Origin of the sequence: Promicromonospora alba (genome assembly GCF_042654905.1) — a bacterium.
Taxonomy (GTDB): domain Bacteria; phylum Actinomycetota; class Actinomycetes; order Actinomycetales; family Cellulomonadaceae; genus Promicromonospora; species Promicromonospora alba.
This window is the reverse complement of record NZ_JBHSFI010000001.1, coordinates 170,219-195,858: the sequence shown is the minus strand read 5'-3', so window position 1 is coordinate 195,858 and position 25,640 is coordinate 170,219. Positions and strand designations below refer to the sequence as shown.

At 71.5% G+C, this 25,640-nt stretch carries 26 protein-coding genes; 14 read left to right on the top strand and 12 right to left on the bottom strand.

Annotated features, from left to right (window positions below):
- Positions 1 to 2: 2 nt before the first annotated feature.
- The 6 genes from ACFO6V_RS00950 to ACFO6V_RS00925 all read left to right on the top strand — a co-directional run bounded on the left by ACFO6V_RS00950 (position 3) and on the right by ACFO6V_RS00925 (position 4,606).
- Complete coding sequence (locus ACFO6V_RS00950; protein ID WP_377131223.1) at positions 3 to 866, top strand: DUF881 domain-containing protein; 864 nt, start codon at positions 3 to 5, stop codon at positions 864 to 866.
- 259 nt (positions 867 to 1,125) lie between these two features.
- Positions 1,126 to 1,599 carry an FHA domain-containing protein gene (locus ACFO6V_RS00945; protein ID WP_116675148.1) on the top strand — a complete coding sequence of 158 codons (474 nt, stop codon included), beginning with the start codon at positions 1,126 to 1,128 and terminating at the stop codon, positions 1,597 to 1,599.
- Positions 1,600 to 1,673: 74 nt separating this feature from the next.
- Positions 1,674 to 2,447, top strand: a complete 774-nt coding sequence (ftsR, locus tag ACFO6V_RS00940) for a transcriptional regulator FtsR (RefSeq protein ID WP_377132119.1) — start codon at positions 1,674 to 1,676, stop codon at positions 2,445 to 2,447.
- A 133-nt stretch (positions 2,448 to 2,580) separates the two neighbouring features.
- Positions 2,581 to 3,090, top strand: coding sequence for a bifunctional nuclease family protein (locus ACFO6V_RS00935; RefSeq protein ID WP_357452955.1), 510 nt, complete (start codon positions 2,581 to 2,583; stop codon positions 3,088 to 3,090).
- A gap of 122 nt (positions 3,091 to 3,212) precedes the next feature.
- Positions 3,213 to 3,803, top strand: coding sequence for a MerR family transcriptional regulator (locus ACFO6V_RS00930; protein ID WP_377131220.1), 591 nt, complete (start codon positions 3,213 to 3,215; stop codon positions 3,801 to 3,803).
- A gap of 125 nt (positions 3,804 to 3,928) precedes the next feature.
- On the top strand, positions 3,929 to 4,606 hold the full coding sequence (locus ACFO6V_RS00925) for an MBL fold metallo-hydrolase (RefSeq protein ID WP_377131218.1): 678 nt from the start codon (positions 3,929 to 3,931) through the stop codon (positions 4,604 to 4,606).
- Between the two features lie 35 nt (positions 4,607 to 4,641).
- Here ACFO6V_RS00925 and ACFO6V_RS00920 read toward each other — a convergent pair whose 3' ends face one another.
- The 5 genes from ACFO6V_RS00920 to ACFO6V_RS00900 form a co-directional block, all read right to left on the bottom strand.
- Entirely contained in the window at positions 4,642 to 5,871 is a 1,230-nt protein-coding gene (locus ACFO6V_RS00920) for a phospholipase D-like domain-containing protein (protein ID WP_377132117.1), read from the bottom strand.
- Between the two features lie 216 nt (positions 5,872 to 6,087).
- Positions 6,088 to 7,119 (bottom strand): tyrosine-type recombinase/integrase, encoded by a 1,032-nt coding sequence (locus ACFO6V_RS00915; protein WP_377131216.1) that lies wholly within the window; start codon positions 7,117 to 7,119, stop codon positions 6,088 to 6,090.
- Positions 7,120 to 7,243: 124 nt separating this feature from the next.
- Entirely contained in the window at positions 7,244 to 8,086 is an 843-nt protein-coding gene (locus tag ACFO6V_RS00910; RefSeq protein ID WP_377131214.1) for an ABC transporter permease, read from the bottom strand.
- Positions 8,083 to 9,039: an ABC transporter ATP-binding protein gene (locus ACFO6V_RS00905; RefSeq protein ID WP_377131212.1), complete on the bottom strand. Its 957-nt coding sequence runs from the start codon at positions 9,037 to 9,039 to the stop codon at positions 8,083 to 8,085. Before ACFO6V_RS00905 ends, ACFO6V_RS00910 begins: the two co-directional genes overlap by 4 nt.
- A gap of 113 nt (positions 9,040 to 9,152) precedes the next feature.
- Entirely contained in the window at positions 9,153 to 9,752 is a 600-nt protein-coding gene (locus ACFO6V_RS00900; RefSeq protein WP_377131210.1) for a TetR/AcrR family transcriptional regulator, read from the bottom strand.
- A 55-nt stretch (positions 9,753 to 9,807) separates the two neighbouring features.
- Between ACFO6V_RS00900 and ACFO6V_RS00895 the strand changes: the two genes are divergently transcribed.
- Both ACFO6V_RS00895 and ACFO6V_RS00890 read left to right on the top strand, forming a co-directional pair.
- Positions 9,808 to 10,896 carry an FAD-dependent oxidoreductase gene (locus ACFO6V_RS00895; RefSeq protein WP_377131208.1) on the top strand — a complete coding sequence of 363 codons (1,089 nt, stop codon included), beginning with the start codon at positions 9,808 to 9,810 and terminating at the stop codon, positions 10,894 to 10,896.
- Positions 10,897 to 10,974: 78 nt separating this feature from the next.
- Complete coding sequence (locus tag ACFO6V_RS00890) at positions 10,975 to 12,021, top strand: alcohol dehydrogenase catalytic domain-containing protein (protein WP_377131206.1); 1,047 nt, start codon at positions 10,975 to 10,977, stop codon at positions 12,019 to 12,021.
- Positions 12,022 to 12,066: 45 nt separating this feature from the next.
- Here ACFO6V_RS00890 and ACFO6V_RS00885 read toward each other — a convergent pair whose 3' ends face one another.
- Positions 12,067 to 12,645, bottom strand: coding sequence for a TOPRIM nucleotidyl transferase/hydrolase domain-containing protein (locus ACFO6V_RS00885; protein ID WP_377131203.1), 579 nt, complete (start codon positions 12,643 to 12,645; stop codon positions 12,067 to 12,069).
- A gap of 798 nt (positions 12,646 to 13,443) precedes the next feature.
- Here ACFO6V_RS00885 and ACFO6V_RS00880 point away from each other — a divergent pair.
- Together ACFO6V_RS00880 and ACFO6V_RS00875 are read left to right on the top strand one after the other, a co-directional pair.
- Positions 13,444 to 14,265, top strand: coding sequence for a hypothetical protein (locus tag ACFO6V_RS00880; protein WP_377131200.1), 822 nt, complete (start codon positions 13,444 to 13,446; stop codon positions 14,263 to 14,265).
- Positions 14,266 to 14,277: 12 nt separating this feature from the next.
- Positions 14,278 to 15,225, top strand: a complete 948-nt coding sequence (locus ACFO6V_RS00875; RefSeq protein WP_377131197.1) for an NAD(P)-dependent oxidoreductase — start codon at positions 14,278 to 14,280, stop codon at positions 15,223 to 15,225.
- 49 nt (positions 15,226 to 15,274) lie between these two features.
- On the opposite strand, the gene ACFO6V_RS00870 is transcribed toward ACFO6V_RS00875, so the two are convergent.
- The 3 genes from ACFO6V_RS00870 to ACFO6V_RS00860 form a co-directional block, all read right to left on the bottom strand.
- Entirely contained in the window at positions 15,275 to 15,652 is a 378-nt protein-coding gene (locus tag ACFO6V_RS00870; protein WP_377131195.1) for a nuclear transport factor 2 family protein, read from the bottom strand.
- A 25-nt stretch (positions 15,653 to 15,677) separates the two neighbouring features.
- Positions 15,678 to 16,058, bottom strand: a complete 381-nt coding sequence (locus tag ACFO6V_RS00865; RefSeq protein ID WP_377131193.1) for an MmcQ/YjbR family DNA-binding protein — start codon at positions 16,056 to 16,058, stop codon at positions 15,678 to 15,680.
- A 78-nt stretch (positions 16,059 to 16,136) separates the two neighbouring features.
- Positions 16,137 to 16,796 carry a DNA-binding response regulator gene (locus ACFO6V_RS00860; RefSeq protein ID WP_377131191.1) on the bottom strand — a complete coding sequence of 220 codons (660 nt, stop codon included), beginning with the start codon at positions 16,794 to 16,796 and terminating at the stop codon, positions 16,137 to 16,139.
- A 107-nt stretch (positions 16,797 to 16,903) separates the two neighbouring features.
- Here ACFO6V_RS00860 and ACFO6V_RS00855 point away from each other — a divergent pair, with 107 nt between their 5' ends.
- The gene (locus ACFO6V_RS00855; RefSeq protein WP_377131188.1) at positions 16,904 to 17,899 is read left to right on the top strand and encodes an oxidoreductase; all 996 of its coding nucleotides are present in this window, start codon (positions 16,904 to 16,906) and stop codon (positions 17,897 to 17,899) included.
- 39 nt (positions 17,900 to 17,938) lie between these two features.
- Complete coding sequence (locus ACFO6V_RS00850) at positions 17,939 to 18,844, top strand: NmrA family NAD(P)-binding protein (protein WP_377131186.1); 906 nt, start codon at positions 17,939 to 17,941, stop codon at positions 18,842 to 18,844.
- 36 nt (positions 18,845 to 18,880) lie between these two features.
- On the opposite strand, the gene ACFO6V_RS00845 is transcribed toward ACFO6V_RS00850, so the two are convergent.
- Together ACFO6V_RS00845 and ACFO6V_RS00840 are read right to left on the bottom strand one after the other, a co-directional pair.
- Positions 18,881 to 19,978, bottom strand: a complete 1,098-nt coding sequence (locus ACFO6V_RS00845) for a fatty acid desaturase family protein (protein WP_377131184.1) — start codon at positions 19,976 to 19,978, stop codon at positions 18,881 to 18,883.
- Between the two features lie 98 nt (positions 19,979 to 20,076).
- Positions 20,077 to 21,366, bottom strand: a complete 1,290-nt coding sequence (locus tag ACFO6V_RS00840; RefSeq protein ID WP_377131181.1) for a sensor histidine kinase — start codon at positions 21,364 to 21,366, stop codon at positions 20,077 to 20,079.
- A gap of 103 nt (positions 21,367 to 21,469) precedes the next feature.
- On the opposite strand from ACFO6V_RS00840, the gene ACFO6V_RS00835 reads away from it, so the two are divergent.
- Positions 21,470 to 22,159, top strand: a complete 690-nt coding sequence (locus ACFO6V_RS00835) for a response regulator (RefSeq protein WP_377131179.1) — start codon at positions 21,470 to 21,472, stop codon at positions 22,157 to 22,159.
- 26 nt (positions 22,160 to 22,185) lie between these two features.
- Here the strand turns inward: ACFO6V_RS00835 and ACFO6V_RS00830 are convergent, their stop codons facing one another.
- Positions 22,186 to 24,573 (bottom strand): ATP-binding cassette domain-containing protein, encoded by a 2,388-nt coding sequence (locus ACFO6V_RS00830; RefSeq protein WP_377131177.1) that lies wholly within the window; start codon positions 24,571 to 24,573, stop codon positions 22,186 to 22,188.
- A gap of 103 nt (positions 24,574 to 24,676) precedes the next feature.
- On the opposite strand from ACFO6V_RS00830, the gene ACFO6V_RS00825 reads away from it, so the two are divergent.
- On the top strand, positions 24,677 to 25,627 hold the full coding sequence (locus ACFO6V_RS00825) for a PhzF family phenazine biosynthesis protein (RefSeq protein WP_377131175.1): 951 nt from the start codon (positions 24,677 to 24,679) through the stop codon (positions 25,625 to 25,627).
- Positions 25,628 to 25,640 lie beyond the last annotated feature (13 nt).

The following is a 25,640-nucleotide window of genomic DNA, read 5'->3' as shown; positions in this document are numbered from 1 at the left end:
GCATGGGCGACGAGCGCGACAGGACTGAGCAGGACAAGTCTGAGCAAGACAGGATCGAGCAAGACAGGATCGAGCAGGACAGAACCGAGGGTCCGGTGCGGGACGACGTGCGGGACGACGTCCAGGATGCTGTCCAGGACACCCCGCCGGCGTCGGGCTGGAAGCGTGTGGCGCAGCTGCTGCGACCCCGCGGTACCCGGTCCGAGGTGCTCACCGGCCTGCTGTGCCTGGCGCTGGGCTTCGCGCTGGCCGTCCAGGTGGGGCAGTCGACGGGCGACCAGCTCAGCGGCCTGCGCCAGGACGAGCTCGTGCGGCTCCTGGACGAGGTGACGCAGCGCGCCGACCAGCTCGACGCGCAGGTCTCGGACCTGGAGGAGATCCGGGACGACCTGCGCTCCGAGGACGGACGCGACCAGGCAGCGCGCGACCTCGCGCGGCAGCGCGCCGAGCAGGAGGGGATCCTCTCAGGCCGGCTTCCCGCACACGGCCCGGGCGTGCAGGTCCATGTGGCGGACGGCGACCGGCCGCTGGAGGCGCAGGTGCTGTTCAACCTCCTGGAGGAGCTGCGCAACGCCGGGGCCGAGGCCATCGAGGTCAACGGGGTGCGGCTGGTCACCACCAGCTACTTCGTCGACTCCGGCGGCGGCGTCGTGCTCGACGGCGCCGCGATCGCCTCCCCGTACGAGTGGACCGCCATCGGCAACCCCGAGACGATCGACCGCGCCCTCGAGATCCCCGGCGGCGCGCTGCCCCGGATCCGGGAGGAGGGCGGCGAAGCGACCACCACGGTCTCCGACCAGGTCAGCGTCGATGCCGTGCGCATCCCGGGCGAGCCCGAGCACGCCGAACCGGCCCAGGAGAAGTGACGAGAGAAGTGACTCGCGCCACGTTTGCGCCAGTTCTTGGCGAAGATCACCGCCAGATCGGGCCGAGGCTGTGAAAACTGGCATGCGGAACGGCCGTGACCTGGGTAGTTTTATCCGGGTTGGTTCCCTTCTATGGTTCCCGCCTCGAACCTGATCGAGGTAGGTTGAGTGGAACCCGGACGCGGTCCCGACCGTTGTCCGAACGTAGCGCCCCGCCCTGTGACCAACGCAGTATCCCCACCGCACCCGAGGAGACCTGATGACGGACCCCAGCGCCCATCCGGTCGGGCCCGATACCACGGCCAACCTGGGTCGGATCGCGTTCCCGACCTCAGACGAGCAGGCGCCCCGCACGGCGCTCAGCCCCGAGGAAGCCGCCGCCGTCGCCGCCCTGCCGCGGCACTCCGCGCTGCTCATCGTGCAGCGCGGCCCGGGATTCGGCGCCCGCTTCCTCCTGGACACCGGCCGCAGCGTCGCCGGCCGCAGCGAGCAGGCCGACATCTTCCTCGACGACGTCACGGTCTCCCGCAAGCACGCCGAGTTCGTCCGCGAGGGCGACTCGTTCGTCGTGCGCGACATCGGCTCCCTGAACGGCACCTACGTCAACCGCGGTCGCATCGACGCCGCCACGCTGGTCACCGGCGACGAGGTGCAGATCGGCAAGTTCCGCCTCACCTTCCACGCCAGCCCGCAGTCGCCGGCGCAGTGGGGCGCGGGGACGCCCGCCCCGTGACGGCCGGAGCCGCACGCGACCATCGTGGGTTCCACGGCGGCACCGAACCGCGTCATGAGCGCGCCCACGAGCGCATCCGTGACGACGAGCGTGACGACGAGCAGAGCCCGCAGCACGACCAGCGTGGTCAGGAGCACGGTGCCGCGCAGGACGACCTCGACGCGCCCTGGCCCCGCGGGATCTCCCGCCAGGCCACCATGCGCATCAGCGACGTCCTGCGCGCCCTCGGCCAGGAGTTCCCGTCCGTATCGCACTCCAAGCTCCGCTTCCTCGAGGAGCAGGGCCTGATCGAGCCGGTGCGCACACCGTCGGGCTACCGCCAGTACAGCCAGGCCGACGTCGAGCGCCTGCGATTCGTCCTCACCGAGCAGCGCGACAGCTACATGCCGCTGAAGGTGATCAAGGAACGCCTCGCCGCGATGGACGCCGACCCCGACTCGGCCGAGCACCCCGCACCCCGCCTCGCCGGCACGGGCTCGCCCGCCCGACGCCGCTGGACCGCGCAGGCCGTGGCCGACGCGGCCGGCGTCACCGAGGAGTTCGTGCAGAACCTCGCCCAGGCAGGGCTCCTGCCCGCGTCGGGCGGCACGTTCGGCTCGGGCGCCGTCGAGGTGGCCCGTATCGCGGGCGCGCTGGCCGAGTTCGGCATCGAACCGCGCCACCTGCGTTCCTTCCGCACCGCCGCCGACCGGCAGGTGACGCTCGTCGACCAGGTCGTCGCGCCCCTGCGCAGCCAGCACGCCAGCGCGGCCCGCGGCCGCGCCGCGAGCATGGCCAGCGACATGGGGGAACTGTTCACCCGCTTGCACGCCGCATGGGTCCGGCAGGGCATCGACGACCTCGGCTGACCCCCAACCGCCACAAAGATTCACCCACCATTGCCACCGGACGACCGCTCCGTGACCAGAAATTTGTCCCGAGCGCGCGACGAGTGACGGTCAATGGCCGTACGGTGAAAGCGTGAGGCCGGACGACGTGCCGATGGTCCCCGTGGAGATCCTCGGCGTTCGACAGCAGCAGCGCGATCAGGAGATCGTCGTGCTGCTGCTCGACAGCGCCGCCGACCTGGCCATCCCCATCGTCATCGGAGCGCGCGAGGCCAGCGCCATCGCCATGGCGCAGGCCGGGCTGGCCACCCCCCGCCCCATGACGCACGACCTCCTGCGCGACGTGCTCGGCGCAGTGGGCGTCGCGCTCGAACGGGTGGACATCGTCGCCCTGGAAGGCGGGATCTACTTCGCCGAGCTCGTCCTGAGCAACGGCGTCCACCTCGACTCCCGTGCCTCCGACGCGATAGCGCTGGCCGTACGCACCGGCAGCCCCGTCCTGTGCTCCGCCGAGATCGTCGCACTGGCCGGCGTGGAGATCGTCGACGTCGACCAGCAGGCCGAGGTCGAGCGGTTCCGCGACTTCCTGGACCACGTCACGCCCGAAGACTTCCTCGGACCGCCAGGAGGTGGAACTCAGGGCGGCGGTGGTCGAACCGGGTGAAAAGGGATCAATCTGGTGGGTGAAAACCCACCAACTCGCGACACGCCGAACCTTTCACGGCGCGCATCTTTGAAATCACCTTCGACGCGCCTTAGCGTGGCCACGACACCCCAGGAGGCACAGTGAACACCAGCGGTGAGAGAGCCACACGCGCTACGGTCCCGCACGGCGCGCAGGGTCTCCTCTTCGGTGAGGACCTGACGGAGCAGGACGCCACGACGGGCTACCGCGGAACGACGGCATGCCACATCGCCGGCATCACGTACCGTCAGCTCGACTACTGGGCCCGTACCGGCCTCGTCGAGCCGAGCATCAAGCCGGCCACCGGCTCCGGCACGCACCGGCTGTACAGCTTCCGCGACATCCTCGTGCTCAAGGTCGTCAAGCGACTCCTCGACACCGGCGTCTCCCTGCAGCAGATCCGCACCGCCGTCACCGCACTGCGCGAGCGCGGCGTGGACGACCTGGCGCAGATCACGCTGATGTCCGACGGCGCGAGCGTGTACGAGTGCACCTCGCCCGACGAGGTGGTCGATCTCGTCGCCGGCGGCCAGGGCGTGTTCGGCATCGCGGTCGGGCGCGTATGGCGCGAGATCGAGGGGACCCTGGCCCAGATGCCGACCGAGACCCTCGACCAGGGCGAGATCGGTGAGGTCCCCACGGTCGAGGGTGACGAGCTCGCGCAACGTCGGGCGGCCAGGTCCGCCGTCTGACAACCACCTCCGCACCGGTCGACATACCGAACGACACACCGAACGACTCAGCCGTCTGGGACGGGGCGCCATGCACCCCGACCAGACGGTCTGCCGTATCCAGGGGTCAGGCGTAACCTGCGGGCATGCAGCTCACCTTCCACGGCCACGCCTGTGTCTCCATCGACCTGCCCGACGGCGACGGCACTCTCGTGATCGATCCCGGCACCTTCAGCGACGCCGCCGCCGCGCTCACGGGCGCCGCGGCCGTGCTCGTCACCCACGACCACCCCGACCACGTGGACGTACCCGCCGTCGTGCAGCACCTCGCGTCCGCGCCGGACGCCCAGGTATGGGCCACCACGCCGGCGGCCGAAGCCCTGCGGGAAGGTGGCGCACCGGCCGACCGCGTGCACGAGGTGACCCCCGGGCAGGTGCTCGAGATCGCGGGCGCGCGCGTCACGGTGGGCGGCGGCGACCACGCCCTGATCCACCCGGAGATCCCGCGGGCGGTCAACGTGACCTACCTCGTGGAGGCGGACGGGGCAAGCACGTTCCACCCCGGCGACTCCTACGACGCCCCCGCGGCCCTGCCGGCCGCCGGCCTGGACGTGCTCCTGCTGCCCGTCTCGGGCCCGTGGATGAAGATCGCCGACGCCATCGACTTCACGCGGTCGGTCCCGGCCCGTACCGTCGTGCCGATCCACGAGGCGCTGCTCTCCGAGATCGGGCTCACCATCGTCGGAGCACGGCTGGACACGGCGCGGCTCAGCGGCGACTACACGTACTCGCGGCTCCAGGCGGGGGAGTCGCTGACGGTCTGAGCCGGCGGCTCGTCACGGTCTGAGCCGCCGGATCGTCACAGCAGAGGGCGCAGTGGGATGAGCAGGTACTCGCCGATCTTGGCGAGCGCGCCACGTTCCTCCCACTGGGCCAGGGTGAGCTCCTGCGCGTTGGACAGGTCCATGGCGAAGATGTCCTCCATGCGGCCGGCGAGGCCTGGATCGACGACCTCGAGGTTGATCTCGTAGTTGCCGGTGAGGCTGAGCCGGTCGATGTTGGCGGTGCCGATGGTGGTCCATCGGCGGTCGATGGTGGCGGTCTTGGCGTGCACCATGGCGCCCTGGTACAGGAAGATCCGCACCCCGCCGCGCAGCAGGGAGGCGTACTGGCCGCGGGCGAGCCAGTCGGCCACCACGTGGTTGGAGCGGTGCGGCACCAGGACGCGGACGTCGACGCCGCGTGCGGCGGCGGCCAGGAGCCCGGCGTGGATGTCGTGGTCCGGGATGAAGTACGCCTGGGTGATGTAGACGTGGCTGATGGCGCGGTCGATGGCGTCGAGGTAGATCCCGCGGATGGGGAACACGAGCTCGGACGGCGCGTTGCGCGCGGCCTTGAGGTGGGGCAGCCAGGTCCCGGACCCGGCGTCGGCCAGGACGGGGTGGCGCTGCTTGCGGTGCCGGTTCCAGAAGTCGACGAACGCGTTGCGCAGCTCCCACGCGGAGGGCCCCTGGAGGCGGACGTGGGTGTCGCGCCAGTGCGTGGCGTACAGGGAGCCGATGTTGTACCCGCCGACGAACCCGGTCTCGTCGTCGACCACGAGGATCTTGCGGTGGTCACGACCCGAGGTGCGGATGTTGAGGTAGGCCATCCCGGGGCGCAGCACGGGGAAGCGCAGCACGTGCACGGCGGGCGGGAAGCGGAAGAACGAGTACGGGACGACGAGGTTGGCGAACCCGTCGACGATGACGTACACCTCGACGCCGCGCGCGGACGCGTCGATCAGCGCCTGCTTGAACCGCTGGCCCATCTCGTCGTTCTTCCAGATGTACGACTCGAGCATCACGGTCTTGCGTGCCCCGGCGATGGCCTCGAGCATCGCCTCGAACAGGTCGGCGCCATAGGTGTAGACCGTGGTGGCGGTCTCGTCGATGTGCTCGGTGAGCGGCTTCTCCGTGGGGAACTTCGACGTGAGCGGATGCAGGCGCTGCCGGATCTTGTCCGTGACCGTGAGCGCTACCGCCGCCCCTACCGGTACCGCCGCCGCGATGATCGCGGCCCGGGTCGCGAACGTGCGGGCACGCTGCATGAAGTCGGTCGGTACGTCGAGCGTGAGCTTGGGCAGATTGCTGGGCACGTTGCTGGGGAGGTTGCCGGGGACCTTGCGAGACGCCACGGGCTCACGGTACCCGGTCTCACGTCCAGGATCGCGGATTTAACGGTCGCCCGGCGCCGCAGCGCGAGGCCGGGCGAGGAGCGGTTCCGCAACGCGTTCTGCACGCGGTTCTCGTGATCAGTGAAACGATCAGTCGAAGGCGCCCGCCAGGGGGTGGGACCGGATGGCGGCAGCGAGCTCGCCCTCGATGCGGTCGAGGTAGACGCCGGTGGTGGCGATCGAGGCGTGCCCGAGCAGCTCGGCGACGACCTTGACGTCCCAGCCGTCGGCCACCAGCAGCGTCGCCGTGGTGTGCCGCAGGGCGTGCGGGGTCGCCTCACGCTGGTAGGGCGCCGGCATGCGGCGCACCGCACGGGAGAGCAGCGCCCGGATCGCCTGGGTGTCGATACGGCGCCCGCGCCAGGACAGCAGGAGGGCGCGCTGCGCGTCGGCGTCCTGCGGGCGTCTGGCGGCCAGGGTGGGGCGCAGGTGGGTGAGGTAGTCGTCCAGGGCGCGGGCCAGGGGCGGGGACAGCGTCACCGTGCGGGTGTTGCCGCCCTTGCCGCGGATGCGCCAGGTGGTGCGTTCGGGCTCGCGTGCGACGTCGTCGACGTCGGTGCGGGCCAGCTCCGAGACGCGCGGGCCCAGGACCAGGAGCAGCGCGACGACCAGCCGGTCGCGCAGCGCGAGGTCCTGGTCGGTGCGCGCGGGGGTCTCGGCAGGGCCGCTGGTCAGCAGGCTGCGCGCCGCACCCGCCGACAGCGCCGTGCGGGCGGTGCGCAGGGTGCCCCGCACCTTGGCCGGCGGCGCTGCCCACTGCATGGGGTCGGCCTGTACCCAGCACTCCCGGGCGGCGTACGCGAAGAACCGGGTGACGGACTGCCGGAACCGGTTGACCGTGGCGGTGCTGCGCCCGGGCCCGGGTTTGCGGTCCGGGTCGGTGTAGCGGGCGTCGGGCGCCGACTGGTAGCGCACCAGGACGCTGTCGACGTCGGAACCGGTGACGTCGTCAAGGATGCGGTCCCGCCCTGTGAGGCGGCCGAACTCGGTGACGTCGCGCGTGTAGCTGCGCGCCGTGGCGGGCGACAGGACACCACGGATCGTCTCGACCTCGACCGCCGCGAGGTAGCGGCGGGTGGCTTCGGCGACGGTGATGCGCTCGAGGCGCGGGGGAGCGACCATGACCGCCACCCTAGGCGGGACCACTGACACTCCCGATATGCCGGAATGTGCCGCTGACCTGCGGCGCGACCCGCACCTCTCGACAGGTCGCGCCGCAGGTCCCGCGAGGGGGCGTACGAGGGGTTCAGGCGAGGTCGCGCCGGCGCATCACGAGGAGCACCACGGCGGTCAGTCCGACGACGTAGGCGGCCACCGTGAGCACGGCCCGGTCACCCCCGATGACGTCGAGCACGCCCGGTGTGCCGGTGGCTCCGGTGATCGACCCGACGAGGGAGCCCGCCGCGGTACCCGGCAGGAACAGGGTGAGCTGCTCCACGGCGCCCAGCAGGGAGCCGACGCCGCGCAGCAGGTTCTCCACGACGAGCGCCCACACCAGGCCGAGCCCCACCGCGAGCGCCGGTCCGCGGGCGATGATCCCGATGGTGTAGCCGAGCAGTGCCCACATCGACAGGACGAGGAACCCGCCGCCGGCCGCCTGGGCGAGGGCGGTCGCCGTCGGCCAGGTGATGGTCTGTCCCTCGGCCAGGGCGATGCCGGTGGCGACCGTGGTGAACAGGGCGAGGGTGGCGGCGACGATGAGGACGACGAAGGTGGTCAGGGCCGTGAGTGAACCGCCGACGGCGGCGAGGCGTCCGGGTCCCTGGGTGAACGCGGTCTTCCAGGTGCCCCAGCCGAAGCCGTTGCCGGCGACGAGGGCGCCGAGCACCATGGCGAGTGCGCCGCCGAACATGGGCATGCCCTGGACGAGGACGTCGGGTACGCCCTGGGGCAGCAGCCCGGCGAGGAGGGCGTCGCGGGCCGTCGCCTCGGTGGCGAAGCTCTCGGTTCCGGTGGCGTAGGAGACGTAGTCGAAGACGTACCCGAACGTCAGTGCGAGTGCGATCCATGCGCCCACGGTGATCCAGACGGCGGGCCACCTGCGCAGGCGGAGCAGCTCGGCGCGCGTGCAGTCGACGAGGGCGGTCATGAGACGGGCTCCTTCGGGCTGGTGGTGGATTCGGGCCTGGTGGCGCGTGCGCCGGGGGTCGTCATCTCGAAGAAGACCTCTTCGAGGGTGCGTTCGCTGGGGGCGACCTCGTGCACGTCGGCGCCGGCGGTGACCAGGGCCCGTGTCAGGTCGGGTGCGGCGGAGGCGGGCAGGTCCACGCCGAGGGCGCCGTCGGGCAGGGTGCGGACGCCGCCCGGGCCGGCCAGGCGGGTGGCGACCGCGAGCGCCGTGTCGTGGGGTGTGGCGCGCAGGCGGACGGTGATGCCGCCGCGCAGGTCGGTGACGGCTGCCTCGCGCAGGAGGCGGCCGTGGTCGATGACGCCGACGCGGTCGCAGATCTCCTGGACCTCGGTCAGGAGGTGGCTGGAGAGCAGGACGGTGCGGCCGTCGCGGGCCAGGGACACGACGAGCTCGCGCATGTCTGCCATGCCGGCGGGGTCGAGTCCGTTGGTGGGTTCGTCGAGGATGACGAGCTCGGGGTCGCCGAGCAGGGCGGCGGCGACGCCCAGGCGTTGTTTCATGCCCAGGGAGTAGCCCTTGTAGGCGTCGTCGCCGCGTGCGGTGAGGTCGACCAGGCTCAGCACCCGTTCCACCTCGGTGCGGGGCAGGTGGCGGTAGTGGGCGAGAGAGCGCAGGTTGTCCCTGCCGGAGAGGTACGGGTAGAAGCCGGGGCCCTCCACGAGGGCGCCCACGCGTGCGGTCGTGTCGGGTCGCCCTGCCGGGTGGCCCAGTACGGTCGCCCCGCCCGCCGTGGGGCGGACGAGGCCGAGCATCATGCGCAGGGTGGTGGTCTTGCCCGCACCGTTGTGGCCGAGGAATCCGTACACCTCACCGCGGCGCACGGTCATGCTCACCCCGTCGACGGCGACCCGGTCGCCGTACCGTTTGGTCAGTCCCTCGGTGCGCAGCACGAGCGCGTCGTCGTTGTCCATGGGCCCACCGTCGCGCGCCGGGCCGGTTCCGGCGTCCGTCGGGGAGCGGCACCCTCGTACGCAGGTTTGCGTAGTCAGCCGGCTTCGTCAGCAGGCCGTGTCAGAGGGCCCTCTCACCGGGCATCCGGTATGAGGGCGCGCAGGAGAGTCGTCAGGCCGGCCGCGGCGGCGTCCGACCCGGGCGGGGTGTCGGGGAAGGCGAGCCGGTGCACCACCAGGCCGTCCAGGTGTGCCATGAGCAGCGCGGTGTGGGCGTCCGGGTCGCTGGATCCGGCCGCCGTCAGCCACTCCCGGCCGATGGCGGCCACGCGCCGCGCGCCGCGTCCCATCTCGGCCTGCAGCGACTCGTCGCGTGCAGCCTCCATGAACAGCGAGTACCGCGCGACCGTCAGGGTACGCAGGGAGCCCGTGAGGGTCTCGACCATGGTGCCGAGCGTCGCGGCCAGTGCGTCCGGGGTGGTGGGGGTCGCCGCACCTGCCAGGCGGCCCCAGCCCTCGACCTCGATGTCGATCATGCGCACGACCATGGCCCGCAGCAACGCCTCCCGGGTGCGGAACAGGTTGGACGCCGAACCGGTGGGCAGGCCCGCCGCGGCATCGACCGCACGGTGGGTGAGGGCGCGGATGCCGTCCGTCCCGACCACGTGGATGGCGGCGTCGAGCAGGGTCTCTGAACGGGTGGGCGTACCGGTGGGCACGGAACGGGTGGGCACCCCCACACACTACGGCTGTAGTCAACCGCACTACACCTGTAGTACCGTCGCCGGCATGCCCCACGCCACCATCATCGGAGCCGGGATCGCAGGCACCGCCACCGCCATCGGCCTCACCCACGCCGGCTGGCACGTCACCCTCCACGAACGCGCCACCCACCCAGAGACCAGCGGAGCAGCCCTCGGCATCTGGCCGACGGCGCTCGCGGCCCTGGACGAGCTCGGCGTGGGGGAGGCTCTGCGTGCGGCCGCCACTCCCCAGGCGGCAGGCAGCATCCGGCGGCCCGACGGCGCGGTGCTGGCCACCCTCAGCGCCGAACGCGTCACGCGCCGCCCCGGCGACCCGGTGCACCTGATCGCCCGCCGTGACCTGGCCGAGATGCTGGCCGCGGCGCTGCCGGTCAGTGCCGTCCGGTACGGCTCGAAGGTCGATCCGTCGGGAGCGGGCCTCGACAGCCTGGCCGGCCTGGACAACGAGGCAGGCGAGGCGCGGGCCGACGTCGTCGTCGTGGCGGACGGCGTCTTCAGCACCTACCGCACCGCGCTCCTCGGGGAGCGGTACCGCGCCCGCTACACGGGGCAGAGCGGCCTGCGCGGGCGGGTGGCGGTCACCACGCACGAGGTGACCGAGACCTGGGGGCCGGGCCGCCGCTTCGGCGTCACGCCCTACCTCGACGGCACCACCAACTGGTATGCGTCGCTCGACGCCCCGCCCGGGCAGCGTGCCGCCGGGGGAGAGGTCGCGATGCTGCGCGAGCTGTTCGCCGGCTGGCACGACCCGATCGGGCAGGTCCTGGACGCGATCACCGAGGACGACGTCATGCGCCACGACATGTACGACGTACACCCGCACCTGCCCAGCTACGTCGTGACCGGGGGAGCCCGCAACGCCGTCCTGGTCGGCGACGCCGCGCACGGCATGACGCCGGACCTCGGCCGCGGTGCGTGCGAGGCGCTGGTCGACGCCGTCACGCTGGCCCGCTGTCTCGCCCCCGGCCGTGTCGCCGAAGGGCTGGCCCGCTACGACCGCCTGCGCCGCCGCCCGACCCAGCGCCTCCAGACGCTCGCCCGGAACGCGGGCCGGATCGCGCACGCGCGGCGTCTGGCGGGGGCACGCGACCTCCTGCTGCGCGCGGCGCGCTGACGGTCCGGCCCTGAGCCGGGCGGCTGGGATGCGGCTGGGATGCGGCTGGGACGGGAGCGGTCGTGATTCAATCCGCTCGTGCGTGCCATCGTCTTCGACCAGTTCCAGGGCCCCGTCGACGTCCGCGAGGTGGCCGACCCGAGCGCCCCTGACGGGGGCGTGGTCGTGCGGGTGCACGCGACCGGGCTGTGCCTGAGCGACTGGCACGCCTGGGCCGGGCACGACACCGACATCACCACCCTGCCGCACGTACCCGGCCACGAGCTCGCCGGCACCGTCGCCGAGGTCGGCGCGGGCGTCACGAAGTGGCGGGTCGGGGACCGCGTGACCGTCCCGTTCGTCAGCGGCTGCGGCACCTGCGAGTGGTGCCGCAGCGGACAGGCGCAGGTCTGCCCGGACCAGACCCAGCCCGGCTTCACGCACTGGGGCTCGTACGCCGAGCTCGTGGTGCTGTACGCGGCGGACGCCAACCTGGTCGCCGTCCCCGACGACGTCTCCTTCGAGACCGCGGCGAGCCTCGGCTGCCGCTTCGCCACCGCCTACCGGGCGGTGGCCGGACGCGCGCGCGTCCAGGCAGGGGAGTGGGTGGCGGTGGTCGGCGCGGGCGGCGTCGGCCTCAGCGCGATCATGATCGCAGTCGCACGCGGCGCTCGTGTCGTCGCTGTCGATCGGTCCGAAGGGGCACTGGAGGTGGCCCGCCGCGCCGGCGCCGAGCGCACGGTGCTCGCGGACGGGGTCGACGTACCCGCCGTCGTGCAGCAGATGACGGACGGCGGCGCGCACGTCGCCGTAGACGCCGTCGGGAGCGAGCAGACGTGCGCCGACGCGATCGGCAGCCTGCGCCGCCGCGGGCGCCACGTCCAGGTGGGCCTGTTCACACCGGTCGACGGCGGGCCGCGCGTGCCGATGGGCCGCGTGATCGCCTGGGAGCTCGACGTGCTCGGCAGCCACGGCATGGCGGCCGCCGACTATCCGGAGATGCTCGAGCTCGTGGCCTCCGGGACGCTGCGTCCGCAGGACCTGCTGGACCGCGTCATCGGGCTGGCCGAGGCGGCAGCGCTCGTGCCGACCATGGACACCGCACCGCGCGCCGGGATGGTCGCGCTCGACCCGCGGCGGGACTGACTCTCTTCGTGGGTGCTGGGTTGGGCGTTGGGTGCTGGGCGCGAGTCAGGTCGCCCAGCGCAGCACCGCGTCCAGCGGGGCCGGCACCCGGTCCAGCGGCAGCACCTCCGCCAGGCGGCGTCCGTAGCGTTCCTTGCGCCCGCCCTTGGACCCGATGAAGCGGTGCAGCTGCTGGGTGGTCGTGCGCTCGCGCTGAGCGGGCTGCCCCTGCAGGCGCTCGAAGCTGCGCAGCTCGCCCTCGGCGTCGATCAGGGCCAGGAACCCGTCGATGCCGATCGCCCGGATGAGCTCGTCCTCGAGGTCCCGGTCGCAGCGGAAGAAGCCGAGGTCGGTCAGGGAAGTGGTCGCCGCGAACGAGCGCAGGCCCACCCGGTCGAGCCCTTTGATGACGAAGCGTTCCTCGGCGGCGTCGTACAGCCCGCCCAGGCGAACGCCCTGGCCGCCGAGCGCCACCAGGTGATGGCCGATGTTGGTGATGCCGCCCATCGCGAGGACCTGCACCCCGAGGTCGCCGAGGGGGAGGACCAGCCGTGCGGCCAGCATCTCTACCGCCACGCGGTCACTCTCGCCCTCCACGAGCAGCACGGTGCTCGTGGAAGCGGCGAGAACTCCTGCAAGGTTCATGGTTCCCGGATGGTATGCCTCGACCAGGGCGACGGGCCGCAGGATTTTCGGGCTGCTACCGTGTTGACCTTGCTTCGTAGTGGAAGACAGTTGTGTTGCGCTATACACAATGCTATAGATGTCTTGCTGATCGGGGTTGGTGGGGAGCGGGGTGGCGCGGGCTTGCCGCGAGGCTTCTCCTGGCGGCGATGGGTGCGGTGATCGACCGCCGCGTGCGGGCCCATCGGCGTTCCTCGAGCGCTGATCGACTGGTGCGGCGGCTTGGCTGGTGTGAGGGCGTCCGGAGCGCATCGCTGATCCGTGAGATCGGTCGGTTGCGCGGCGTTGCTCACGACTTCGGTCGGTTGCCCTGAGATCGGTCGGTTGATTGACCGATCTCAGGGCAACCGACCGAAGTCGCTCACTGCACCCAGCAACGGACCGAAGTCAGAAGGCCGCGTCGAGGGCGGATCGTGCTTGAGGGCGTGAATCGCGCGCCAGGGCGCGCAACAGCGCGGCGAGTGCAGCGCAGCCTGTGGTGCAGCCTGTGGTGCGGGCAGGGAAGTCGTTCCAAGGTCGTTCTCCTCGCCGTAATGACATAATGTGCATTATCGGCTCTAGCCTGATCTGGCTGTACAGGCCGATCCACGACGCGAAGTCGGCGCGTTCACGTGCCAGACTGCGGCCGTGGCTCAGCACACGTCGTCGCCATACGAACCAGCATCAGCCGAACCGGCATCAGCGCCAGGATCTTCAGCAGGATCGTCACCAGGGACAGAACTGCCGGCGGAGCCGGAGCCGTCGACGCCGCTGTCCTCGGTGCCACCGGAGTCGACGGCGTCATCAGCGCCATCCTCCGCAGCACCACCAGCCTCGCCAGGTCCTGCCGAGCTCGTCGAGAGCCTGACCGCCTGGGCGCGCGAGACCCCGTGGGTCGAGTGGCTCGAGCTCGCCGGTTCGCTGGGACGAGGCGCCGGAGACGAGTACTCGGACATCGACGCCGGCGTCGGCCTGCTGGACGGCGGCGACCTGGACGCCGTCGAACACGCAGTGACCGAGTTCGCCCCTACGGCCGCGGTGCTGCGTCAGCCGTTCGGGCCGGAGACGACACACCTGGTCTGCATATACCAGGACGGACGGCAGCTCTCGCTCGTCGTGATGCCGTCGGCGACGCGCACCGGTCTCGCACCCGAAGCCCTCGCCCTGGTGGACAAATTGGACAGGCTTTCGTCCTCGCTGGATCGGGCGACGTGGGACCCCGATGCTGACGGACGGCGCGAATGGGCCTTCCTCGCCTGTATCGCCGCAGGTGACGCGCTCAAGCACGCCCGCAGGGGCACCTACTGGAGAGCGATCCGCAGCCTGACCGAGGCCCGCGACCTGTACCTCCAGCTGGTCGCCGCACAGGAACAGGTGGTCTTCCCGCAGTTCGGGGCAGTCAGCCTGGAGAACGCCGGCCGGCCTGTACCCGACGGGCTCGCCGCCACCCTCGTCGGCTCCCCCGACCACGATGCGATAGCCGACGCCGTCCAGGTGCTCCTGTCGCTCCTCGCACCGTTCGTCGCGGAGCACGGGCTCGAGGAGCTCTGCCGTGCCCTTCGCCTGGACGTCCGCCACGAGGGACCGGACTCACCACGATGACTGCTCACCAGCATGACCTCTGAGCACGCAGTCCGGGAGCTCGCCGAAGCACTCCTCGCCAGTCCCACTGTCCGCCTCGGGGACGACGTCGAACCGGCCTGGCGGGACACGCTCGCCTCCTGGGCGCACGCGAACGGCCTGGAGCTCACCCGGGACGCCGCGACGCTCGCGATCACGACGAGACCGGCCCATGCCGTAGGCGCCTCCTGGGTGCACTCCCCCTTCGCTGGTGTAGAGCACCTGGCGCCGGCCCTGGCGGACCAGGTGCTCCTGACCCGCACCACCGGGACGATGCCGCACCGCATCGCCGAGTACGTACTGGCCTGGGTCTTCGCCGAACGCTGGCAGACGGCCCGCTACGTCGCCGACTCGGCGACGGCGACCTGGGACCCGTCGGACCCGCCCGCACCACGCGCCCGCGACGGTGCGGTAGTGATCGGCACCGGCGCCATGGGCCGTGCGATCGCCAGAACCCTCGCCGTCGTCGGGCATCGGGTCACGGGCCTCAGCAGGAGCGGGCACCCCGACGACGCCTTCGACGTCGTGCTCCCCCTCGCCGAGATGCACCGGACGCCCGCCCTCGACGGGCCTGGCGCCGACGTCCTCGTGCTCGCACTCCCCCACACCCCGCAGACCGCCGGGCTGATCACGCCGGAGCTGCTGCGGGCGTTCGACGGAGTACACCTGCTCAACATCGGCCGCGGGTCGGCCATCCGCACGGACACGCTGCTGGACGCGATCGCCACAGGGCACGTCCGGCACGCGACCCTCGACGTCACCGAGGAGGAGCCCCTAGGTGCCTCCTCTCCCCTGTGGCGTCGCCCCGAGATCACGGTGACGCCTCACGTCTCGGGCCTCACGCTGTCCTCGGACGTCGTGGCGGGCCTCGACGCGGCCCTGAAGGCGATCCGGGCCGGCGTCCGCCCGGCGTCGGCGGTCGCACTGGACCGCGGCTACTGAGCCGGGGCTGCTGACGCAGAGCCGCAGGACCAGGGTCGCTCAGGCAGAACTACTGGGACACGGCCCGGTCCGGGGCGATCGGCCACTCCTCGAAGGCGGTGCACCGGCCGTCGTCGTCGAGGTCGATGATCCAGAGGTCGAGCCAGCGATCACCGGACTCCCCGTACTCGACGCTCACGCGGACGACCGCCGTCGGACCTTCCACCGCCACCACCTCGGAGGACATGGTGAACGACTCGTCCGGGCCGTCACGATGGGACTCCCAGAACTCCGCGAGCGCCGGCAGGCCGACGACGGGTGCTGCCCAGGGTGAGGTCTTGTAGGTGGCGTCGGTGGTGAACAGGTCGGTGAGGGCGTCGGTGCCTGGTGTGCGCCAGAGGCGTTCGTCGTTGCGGATCCAGGTCTGGACGGTGGTGTGCTGGGTCATGTCTCGAGATTAATCAGCGGATCGCTCAGCCGGCCTGGGGTGCGGGTCGGTCGACCTGTGCGGCGAGGTCTTGTGGTGCCTGGATGCAGTAGGAGTCGGTGAGGAGCTCGGCGAGCTCGTCCCAGTCGGTGTGCTGGTCGAGGATCAGGCCGACGACGTTGGTGCCCCAGCTGGCCTTGAAGTACTGGGGGCCGAGGTGGGGGAAGGCTTCGACCTCGTCGGGTTCGGCGCGGAAGGTGATGCGGACCAGGCCGTCCTCTCCCCCGAAGACGTGCCCGATGGTGGCGTCTCGGACCTTCCAGGAGACGCCGGTCCAGGCGTCGTGCTCGGCGCACTCCGGGAGGGGTTCCAGGATGGCGGCGAGGCGCTGGATGGTGTCGGTCGGGACGGGGGCTCGTTCGCTCACGGCAGGAGTCTTGCACCAGTCACTGACACGGTCCTCGGACGGGGCTGGCGGGGTCGTCGGACGAGGTCGGCAGAGCCGTCAGACGAGGCCGAGCTCTCGTGCGCGTACGCCGGCCTGGAAGCGGGACTCGGCGCCGAGGGCGTCCATGAGCTCGGCGACGCGGCGTCGGTAGGTGCGTACGCCGAGGCCGAGGGTCCGGGCTGCGGCCTCGTCCTTGGCTCCCTGACTGAGGAGGTCGAGGACCTGGGGTGCGAGGTGGCGGATCTCGGCGATCTGGGTGTCGTAGACGTCGAGCTCGGTGGCTGAGTGCCAGGCCGCGTCGAACAGGGAGGTGACTGCCTGTACTGCCTCGCGCTGGGTGATGACGGTGTAGCTGCGCCGGCCGGCGGTGAGGTCGCCGGCGAGGATCACCAGGCGGCGGTCGAGGATGATCGTCTCGTTGATCTCCTGGGTGGTGACGCGGACGTGTGCGCCGTGGCGGTCGCGGTCGCGGGCGAGGTGTCGTGCGGCGACGTGGTCGAGCAGCATCGCGGAGCGGTACATCTTGCGCAGGCGGGCGCCGGCCGGCCGTCGTTCGCGGACCATGCCGGTGAACTCGGGTGAGGACTGTGCGGTGGCCCAGGTGGCGAGGTCGTTGGCCGCGCAGGCGACGTCGGTCGCGGTAGTGAACAGGTGCCTGGTCCGCTCGAAGAGCTCCCGCTCGCCGTGCACGATGGTGACGGCTTCCCCGGTCTGCATGGGTTCGATTATGGGTCCGATTCTGCCAGCACCGCTCCCCCGCGCCAGGGACGGCAACTTGTTGCCATCGTGGCGAGATCCGGTCCGGGCGGCGTGATGCTGGCTGCATGACGACAGACGTGAACACGACAGCAGCGAGCGCCGCGACGGCCCCGGCCACTCCGGCCACCCCGGACGCGGCGGCGGCCGGCACCTGGCGGCTCGGGGACCGCACGGTCAACCGGGTAGGGCTCGGGGCGATGCGGCTGGTGGGTATGCCCGGGGACGAGACGCCGCGTGGCCGGGACGGTTCGATTGCGGTCCTGCGCCGGGCCGTCGAGCTCGGGGTGAACCACATCGACACCGCGGCCTTCTACTTCATGCCCGTGCGTTCGGCCAACGAGCTGATCGGTACTGCCCTGCAGCCCTACGGGGAGGATCTGACGATCACCACGAAGGTCGGGCCGTCCCGGGCCCGGGACGGCGCGTTCGAGCACATGGCGCGCCCTGAGGAGCTGCGCGCCCAGGTGGAGGAGAACATCCGCCAGCTCGGCCGCGACCACCTCGACGTCGTGAACCTGCGGTGGGGCACGCGGATGGCCGGTGAGGGGCGCGAGCCCGAGTCGGTCGCCGAGCACTTCGGGGCGCTCGCGGACCTGCGTGACGCTGGCCTGGTGCGGCACCTCGGTATCTCCAACGTGCTGCCGGAGCAGCTGACCGAGGCGATGTCCGTCGCTCCTGTGGTGTGTGTGCAGAACCAGTACGGCCTGACCAGCCGGGAGGACGACGCCCTGGTCACCCTGTGCGGTGAGCACGGCATCGCGTTCGTGCCGTTCTTCTCGGTCGGGGCGGCGGTGCCGGGGGCCGCGCTGAGCGGTGGTCCGGACGAGACCGGTCAGGCGGAGGTGGCGGCGGTCGCCGCCGCGCACGGCGCGACGCCGGCGCAGGTACGCCTGGCGTGGACCCTGCACCGGGGGCCGCACGTCATCGCGATCCCCGGTACCGGGAACGTGGCGCACCTGGAGGAGAACGTCGCGGCGGGAGCCCTGCGGCTGACGGACGACGAGCTGGCGGTGCTGGACGGCGTCGGCCGCGACAGCGCCGGCGCACTGCCGGCACGGTAGTAGCCACGGACGTACCCGCGTCCCGGTAACCTGACCGCCGTGAGGATCGCGGTCACCGGCTCGACCGGCACGCTGGGGAGCCAGGTCGTCGGCCTCCTGGCCACTGCAGGGCACAGCACGCACGACGGCCTCCACGGCCCCGAGAACGCCCCGCACGAGGTCCTGGCGCTCGCCCGGCGGCCCGACGCCGTACCGGCCGTGCTGAGCCCCGCAGCGCACGCCTCGGGCGTCGTCGTGCCGGTCCATGCCGACTACGACGACGCCGGCTCGTTGCGGGCGGCCCTGCGCGGGGTCGACGTGCTGGTGTTCGTGTCCGGCGACGGCGAGGCCGCGCGGATGCTGGTCCAGCACGAGAACGTGGTGCGGGCCGCGAGCGCCTGCGGGGTGGGGCACGTGGTGTATCTGAGCGGTGTGGACGCTGATGTGGCGTCGCCGTTCTGCTACGCGTTCACCAACGGGCGTACGGAGCAGCTGCTGGTGGAGAGCGGGTGCGGTGTGACGTTTGCGCGGGCGTCGTTGTTCACGCAGTTCTTCGCGGGGTTCCTGCGTCCGGCGCTGCTCTCGGGTGAGCTGCGGGTGCCCGCGGGGGGCGGGCGGGTCGCGCTGGTGTCGCGGGCCGACGTCGGGCGGTGCCTGGCGGCGCTCGCGCTGTTGCCGCCGAGCGGGCGGCACCATGATCTGACGGGGCCGGAGTCGTTCACGTTCGAGGGTCTCGCGGGTGTGCTCACCGGGATCGCGGGGATCCCGGTGAGCTACACCGACGTGCCGGCGCGGGTGCTGGTCGAGGAGCTGGCCAGGTCCGGGGAGGATCCCTGGTGGACGTATGCGTACTCGACGATGTTCGCGTCGGTCCGTGAGGACCGGTGGGGCACGGTGTCGGGTGAGGTGCTGCGGCTCACGGGGCGGGCGTCGTCGTCCGTCGCGGAGGTCCTGGCACGTACCTGACTGCTGCGGGTACTGCCGTTGCCGGCAGTGCGCGCGCTACCGGTACTGCGCGACGATCGGGCAGTCCATGGGGTTGGCCTCGCCGAGCCCGACGCGGTTGAGGTAGGCGGTGATGATGCCGTAGGACTCGAACAGCCCGGTCTCGGTGTAGGGGATGTCGCGCTCGGCGCAGAATGCCTGCACGATCGGCCGGGCCTGCTTCAGGTTGACGCTGGCCATCCGCGGGAAGATGTGGTGCTCGATCTGGTAGTTCAGGCCGCCCATGGCGATGTCGGTGAACCAGCCGCCGCGGATGTTGCGGGAGGTGAGCACCTGGCGGCGCAGGAAGTCGATCTTGAGGTCCTTGGGCAGCAGCGGCATGCCCTTGTGGTTCGGTGCGAAGGTCGCACCCATGTACAGGCCGAACGTCGCGAGCTGGACGACCATGAACGCGGCGCCGAGGGCGGGGCCGAGCGTGAGGAAGACGAGGGTCGGGAACGCGATGAGCCGGAACCCGAGGAGCAAGCCCTCGGCGGTGCGGTGCTTGATCGCCGGCGTGGTGGCGAGGGTCTGGACGGCGTTGGCGTGCAGCACCGGGCCGAACAGCATCAGCATCGGGAAGAACAGGTAGCCCTGGTGGCGGGTGACCCAGCCCATGAACCCTGTGCGGCCGACCTCTTCGCCGGGCACGAACACGAGGGCACCGGTGGCGATGTCGCCGTCCTTGCCGATCACGTTGGGGTTGCCGTGGTGCTTGTTGTGCTTGCGGGCCCACCAGCCGTGGCTGAGGCCGACGACGAGGTTGGCGATGATCCGTGCGGCCCACTCGTTGTGCCGTCCGGAGCGGAAGATCTGCAGGTGCCCGGCGTCGTGGCCGAGGAACGCGCCCTGCGTGAACACGATGCCGAACAGGACGGCCACCGCGAGCTGCCACCACGTGTCGCCCAGCGTCAGCAGCAGCGTGAACGCGAGCGCCAGACCAGCGACGAGGAAGGCGGCGCGGGCCGCGTACCAGCCGACGCGACGTCCCATCAGGCCGGCGGCGGTGGCGCGCTCGGCGAGATCGAAGTAGTCGTTGGTCTGCTGGTTGCGCGCGGTGCGTGCTGGGCGGGTCCGCTGGGCCGAACGAGGCGGCGCTTCGGTCGTGGTCGTCATAGGTGTCAACCTAGGAACCGGGTTGTCGGTAGCGCGTCCCCCGCGGGAGCCAACCTCACCCCCTACGTGAGTAGTGGGTCTCGCCGAGGTGGGCAGCCCTATGCGAGCAGCGGGTGCTCGTCCTCACCGACGGGGAGGGTCGCGGCGAGCTCGAAGCCGCCGTCCGGGGTGGGGCCGGAGGTGACAGTGCCGCCGAGGGCGACCGCGCGCTCGCGGATGCCGGCCAGGCCCAGCCGGGCGCCCGGTGTGGGGTCGTCGCTGCGTGCGGGGACCGTGTTGGTGATGCGGACACGCAGGTCGTGCCCGTCGTCGGTGACCGTGACGGTGATCGCCGAGCCGGGAGCGTGCCGCAGGGCGTTGCTCAGGGCCTCCTGGACGACGCGGAAGGCGGTGAGCCCCACTGCGTCGGGGACCACCGCTTCGGTGCCCTCGTAGGCGATCTCCGCGCCGGAGGCGCGGGTGGACCTGACGAGCTCGGCGATGTCCGACAGGCTGGGCATGGGGGCGGTCGGTGCGGTGTCGTGGCCGCGCAGGAGACCGAGCAGGCCGCGCATCTCGCTCAGGGCGCGTCGGGAGGAGGCGGCGATCTCCTCGAACTCCTGCTGGATCGTCTCGTCGAGGCCGGGCTGCCGGTAGCGTGCGGTCGAGGCCTGGACGGTGATGACGGACATGCTGTGCGCGACGACGTCGTGCAGCTCGCGCGCGATCCTGTTGCGTTCCTCGAGCTCCCGGCGTCGGCCGGCCTCGGCGGCGCTGAGGCGTTCGGCCTGCTCCATGCGGACGACGCTCAGGATCCACAGGCGCACGAGCACACCGACCAGGGCGATGGCGGCGCTGAGCGAGACCAGCACGACGCCGTTGGCGACGGCCGACTGGCCGGTGTCGTCGACGATCAGCGCCGGGGCGAGGACCGTCAGCATGGCGCCGGCGAGCCACAGGGACGCCGCCCAGTACCAGGAGTGACGCAGGGCGAGCACGAACACCGTCAGGCAGTGCGTGAGCAGCACCGTGACCGGCCACGGCCAGGGCCACTCGGGCGCAGCGTTCGCGGTGACGATCATCAGCCCCAGGGCGGCCGGGATGGACGCGCCGAGCCCGGCCCACGCCCAGCGCACCGCCATGATCGCGGCGGCGCAGTGCACGATCGTCAGGGCCATGGCGGCCGCCGGATGGGTGTCGTACCCGGACGCGGTCACCGGCCAGCCGACGGCGACGAGCGCCACCGCGGCGACGGAGACCACGGTCCACATCCAGACGACCTCGCGCCGGGCGATCGAGAACGTGCTGAGGTCCAGGCGGGTCAGCGAGCGCAGCCGCCAGTAGCGGGCGCCACGGCTGGCTGCGGCGACGGCGCTCGGTACCTGTGGACGAGCATGTGGGTGGTCCATTCTCTGCAGGCTATGCGTCCGACGTGTGCGGCGCGTCACCCGGGAGAGGGATCCGGCGTCATACTTTCGGGTTGCCCTGTCCCGCGTCGGCTACTTTGGTCTCATGCCCCCAGCTCCCGATGTTGCCGACAGTGCGATCCGGGTGCTGATCGTCGACGACCAGTCGATGATCCGGGCCGGGTTCGCCGCCCTCCTGGACGCGCACGAGGGGATCAAGGTCGTCGGCACGGCCGAGGACGGCGACGGGATCTCCGACGTCGTGCGCCGCACCCAGCCCGACGTCGTGCTGATGGACATCCGCATGCCGAAGGTCAACGGGCTGGAAGCGACCCGCACGATCATGGCCATGCCGGGCACACCGCCGAAGGTCATCATGCTGACCACCTTCGACGCCGACGACTACGTGTTCTCGGCCCTGCGCGCGGGCGCGAGCGGCTTCCTGCTGAAGGACTCCCCGCCCGAGGAGCTCACCCAGGCCGTCCGCGTGGTCGCCGCGGGCGAGGCGCTCCTGTCCCCGAAGATCACGCGGGCGCTGATCGCCGACTACGCGGCGCGCCCGGAGCGGCCCGCAAAGGCGGACGCCAGGCTGTCCGCGCTGACCGACCGCGAACTCGACGTCATGAAGCTGGTCGCCGCCGGCCAGTCCAACGCCGAGATCGCCACCGAGCTGTACCTGGCCGAGCAGACGGTCAAGACGCACGTCTCACGCATCCTGAACAAGCTCGAGCTGCGCGACCGGACCCAGATGGTGGTCTGCGCGTACGAGTCGGGCCTGGTACGCGCAGGCCACTGACCTGCCAGGGGCTGCGGCCGCGCGGGCTACTCCCCCACGTACTGCGCCAGGTGCTCGCCGGTGAGCGTCGGCCGGCCCGCCCTCGCCTGCGCCACCAGGTCGGCCGGGGTGCCCTCGAAGACGATGCGGCCGCCATCGTGCCCGGCGCCCGGACCGAGGTCGATGATCCAGTCGGCATGCGCCATGACCGCCTGGTGGTGCTCGATCACGATGACCGACTTGCCCGACTCGACGAGGCGATCCAGGAGGGCGAGCAGGTTCTCGACGTCCGCGAGGTGCAGACCCGTGGTCGGCTCGTCGAGCACGTAGACACCACCCTCACGGGCCATCTCGACGGCCAGCTTGAGCCGCTGCCGCTCTCCCCCGGACAGCGTCGTCAGCGGCTGGCCGATACCCAGGTAGCCGAGACCGACGTCGGACAGGCGCTCCAGGATCTTGTGCGCGGCCGGGACCGGAGCGGGACCGTCCTTGGCGAAGAACGCGGCGGCCTCGGCGACCGGCATAGCGAGCACCTCGCTGATGTCCTTGCCGTCGTCACCTCCGAGCGTGTAGACCAGCGCCGACGCGTCGAACCTCTTGCCGCCGCAGTCCTCGCACGTGGTGGCCACGGTGTCCATGAACCCGAGCTCGGTGTAGATCACGCCGGCGCCCTTGCAGGTGGGGCACGCGCCCTCCGAGTTCGCGCTGAACAGCGCGGGCTTGACGCCGTTGGCCTTGGCGAACGCCTTACGGATCGGGTCCAGCAGGCCCGTGTACGTCGCGGGGTTGGACCGCCGCGAACCCCTGATCGCGCCCTGGTCGACCGTCACGACACCCGCGTCGGCCGGGAGCGACCCGTGGATCAGCGAGCTCTTCCCGGACCCCGCGACACCCGTGACGACGGTCAGCACCCCGAGCGGCACGTCGACGTCGACGTCGCGCAGGTTGTGCGCGCTCGCCCCGCGGATCTCCAGCTTTCCCGAGGCGGAGCGCACGGAGTCCTTCAGGCGCGAGCGGTACCCGAGGTGGCGGCCCGTGAGCGTCTCGCTCTTGCGCAGCTCCTCGACGGTGCCCTCGAACTGGATGGTCCCGCCCGCGGAACCGGCGCCCGGCCCCAGGTCGACGACATGGTCGGCGATCGCTATCGCCTCGGGCTTGTGCTCGACGACGAGCACCGTGTTGCCCTTGTCCCGCAGCTCGGCCAGCAGCCGGTTCATCCGCTGGATGTCGTGCGGGTGCAGCCCGATCGTCGGCTCGTCGAACACGTACGTGACGTCGGTCAGCGCCGAGCCGAGGTGCCGGATCAGCTTGGTGCGCTGCGCCTCACCACCGGACAGGGTCCCCGATGGACGGTCGAGCGAGAGGTAGCCCAGGCCGATCTCGGCGAACTTGTCGAGCTGGAGCTGCAGACCCGTCAGGAGCGGACCGGTAGCCGCGCCCTCGTCGGTGGCGGCGAGCTTGCGCACCCACGCGGCGAGGTCGCTGATCTGCATGGCGCACGCGTCGGCGATGTTGATGCCGCCGATCCTGGAGGACCGTGCCGCCTCCGCGAGACGGGTGCCCTCGCACTCCGGGCAGGTCACGAACGTCACCGCCTGCTCCACCCACGCCCGGATGTGCGGCTGGAGCGAGTCGACATCCTTGCTCAGCACCGCCTTGCGGACCTTCGGGATCAGGCCCTCATAGGTGAGGTTGATGCCCTTGGCCTTGATCTTCGTGGGCTCCTTGTGCAGGAAGTCCGCGAGCTCCGTCTCGGTGTAGTCGCGGATCGCCTTGTCCGGGTCCACGAAGCCCGACTCGATGTACGTCGCGACCATCCAGCCGTCGGCGTTGTAGCCGGGGATCTTGATCGCACCCTCGTTCAGCGACTGCGAGTCGTCGAAGAACTTCGTCAGGTCCAGGTCGGAGACCTGACCGCGGCCCTCGCACCGCGGGCACATGCCACCGTGGTAGACGGCGTTGCGCACTATCTGCTTCTCGCCGGTGGCCGACGTCATCACCCCGCTCGCCTTGCGCGCCGGGACGTTGAACGAGAACGCGATGGGCGGCCCCACCTGCGGCTGACCCAGCCGGCTGAACAGGATGCGCAGCAGCGCGTTGGTGTCCGTGACGGTGCCGAGCGTGGAGCGCGGGTTGGACCCGAGGCGCTCCTGGTCGACGACGATCGCCGTGGTCAGCCCGTCGAGCTGGTCCACCTCCGGGCGGTCCAGCGACGGCATGAACCCCTGCACGAACGCGCTGTACGTCTCGTTGATCATGCGCTGCGACTCTGCGGCGATCGTCGCGAACACCAGCGAGCTCTTGCCCGACCCGGAGACGCCCGTGAACACGGTGAGCCGTCGCTTCGGGATGTCGAGGCTGATGTCCTTGAGGTTGTTCTCCCGAGCGCCCTTGACGCGGATCAGGTCGTGGCTGTCGGCGGGGTGGGTGTCCATGGCAGCCACACTAGGCGGGGTGCCGCGAGCGCCGCTTCTCGATATCTGATCGGTATCGGATCGCTCTGTCTGGTCGGTCGTTTCCCGCCCCTAGAGTTGCGCTGTGAATGATGCGAGCAATGCCGCGAGCAAGGTGCCGTTCGTGCTGGTCGACGTCTTCGCTGGGCGGCCGCTGGCCGGGAACCCGGTGTCCGTGGTCCCGGACGCGGACGGCCTTCCCGTGGAGACGATGCGGGCGATCGCGCGGGAGTTCAACCAGTCGGAGACGACGTTCGTGCTCGGTGCCTCGGACGGGCGGGCGGACGTCCGGTTCCGTTCGTTCACGCCGACCGGCGAGGAGGTCGGCGGGGCGGGGCACAACATAGTGGGTGCGTGGATCTGGCTCGCGGGCGCGGGCCGGCTGCCGGTCGGGCAGGAGTCGTTCGTGCAGGAGATCGGCGGCGACCTGCTCCAGGTGCGGGTCACGCGGCCCGGCGCAGCCGCGGGGCCCGGGTCGGCCGGCGGCGTCGAGGTGACGATGACCCAGCTGGCGCCCGTCGCGGGCGGGGTGCTTCCCGCGGGCGCACGGGGCGGGCTGGCGGGGGCGCTCGGGATCCGGGCGGCTGACCTCGCGGAGGGGTCGCCGCGGGTGATCTCGACCGGTGCCGGTCACCTGTTGACCGAGGTGCGGTCGCGGGCGGTGGTGGACCGGGTCTCCCCCGACTACCGGCGGCTTGCTGACGCGCTGCGGGCGGTCGGCGCGGAGGGCTGCTACGTGTACACGCTCGAGGCCGGAGCGCAGGAGGACCGGGTGGCGCCGTACGCGCGGTTCTTCAACCCGATCATGGGTATCCCGGAGGATCCGGCGACCGGTACGGCGGCCGGGCCGCTGGCGGCGCGCCTGGTCGAGGAGGGCGTCCTCGCCCCGGGGGCGACCGTGGAGATCGAGCAGGGCACGGCGCTGGGCCGGCGGAGCCTGATCCGGGTGCGCGCGCTGCCGGACGGCGTGGAGCTGACCGGCAGCGGCGTCGTCTCGGCGGAAGGCGTGCTGCACCTGTGGGCGGACCAGGTCTGAGCCGGCCCGCCGA

Excerpts from the sequence above, each read along its gene's own strand:
- ACFO6V_RS00950 (WP_377131223.1), top strand. The coding sequence starts at position 3 with ATGGGCGACGAGCGCGACAGGACTGAGCAGGACAAGTCTGAGCAAGAC.
- ACFO6V_RS00945 (WP_116675148.1), top strand. The coding sequence starts at position 1,126 with ATGACGGACCCCAGCGCCCATCCGGTCGGGCCCGATACCACGGCCAAC.
- ACFO6V_RS00935 (WP_357452955.1), top strand. The coding sequence starts at position 2,581 with ATGGTCCCCGTGGAGATCCTCGGCGTTCGACAGCAGCAGCGCGATCAG.
- ACFO6V_RS00925 (WP_377131218.1), top strand. The coding sequence starts at position 3,929 with ATGCAGCTCACCTTCCACGGCCACGCCTGTGTCTCCATCGACCTGCCC.
- ACFO6V_RS00920 (WP_377132117.1), bottom strand. The coding sequence starts at position 5,871 with ATGCAGCGTGCCCGCACGTTCGCGACCCGGGCCGCGATCATCGCGGCG.
- ACFO6V_RS00915 (WP_377131216.1), bottom strand. The coding sequence starts at position 7,119 with ATGGTCGCTCCCCCGCGCCTCGAGCGCATCACCGTCGCCGAAGCCACC.
- ACFO6V_RS00910 (WP_377131214.1), bottom strand. The coding sequence starts at position 8,086 with ATGACCGCCCTCGTCGACTGCACGCGCGCCGAGCTGCTCCGCCTGCGC.
- ACFO6V_RS00905 (WP_377131212.1), bottom strand. The coding sequence starts at position 9,039 with ATGGACAACGACGACGCGCTCGTGCTGCGCACCGAGGGACTGACCAAA.
- ACFO6V_RS00895 (WP_377131208.1), top strand. The coding sequence starts at position 9,808 with ATGCCCCACGCCACCATCATCGGAGCCGGGATCGCAGGCACCGCCACC.
- ACFO6V_RS00885 (WP_377131203.1), bottom strand. The coding sequence starts at position 12,645 with ATGAACCTTGCAGGAGTTCTCGCCGCTTCCACGAGCACCGTGCTGCTC.
- ACFO6V_RS00875 (WP_377131197.1), top strand. The coding sequence starts at position 14,278 with ATGACCTCTGAGCACGCAGTCCGGGAGCTCGCCGAAGCACTCCTCGCC.
- ACFO6V_RS00870 (WP_377131195.1), bottom strand. The coding sequence starts at position 15,652 with ATGACCCAGCACACCACCGTCCAGACCTGGATCCGCAACGACGAACGC.
- ACFO6V_RS00860 (WP_377131191.1), bottom strand. The coding sequence starts at position 16,796 with ATGCAGACCGGGGAAGCCGTCACCATCGTGCACGGCGAGCGGGAGCTC.
- ACFO6V_RS00855 (WP_377131188.1), top strand. The coding sequence starts at position 16,904 with ATGACGACAGACGTGAACACGACAGCAGCGAGCGCCGCGACGGCCCCG.
- ACFO6V_RS00845 (WP_377131184.1), bottom strand. The coding sequence starts at position 19,978 with ATGACGACCACGACCGAAGCGCCGCCTCGTTCGGCCCAGCGGACCCGC.
- ACFO6V_RS00840 (WP_377131181.1), bottom strand. The coding sequence starts at position 21,366 with ATGGACCACCCACATGCTCGTCCACAGGTACCGAGCGCCGTCGCCGCA.
- ACFO6V_RS00835 (WP_377131179.1), top strand. The coding sequence starts at position 21,470 with ATGCCCCCAGCTCCCGATGTTGCCGACAGTGCGATCCGGGTGCTGATC.
- ACFO6V_RS00830 (WP_377131177.1), bottom strand. The coding sequence starts at position 24,573 with ATGGACACCCACCCCGCCGACAGCCACGACCTGATCCGCGTCAAGGGC.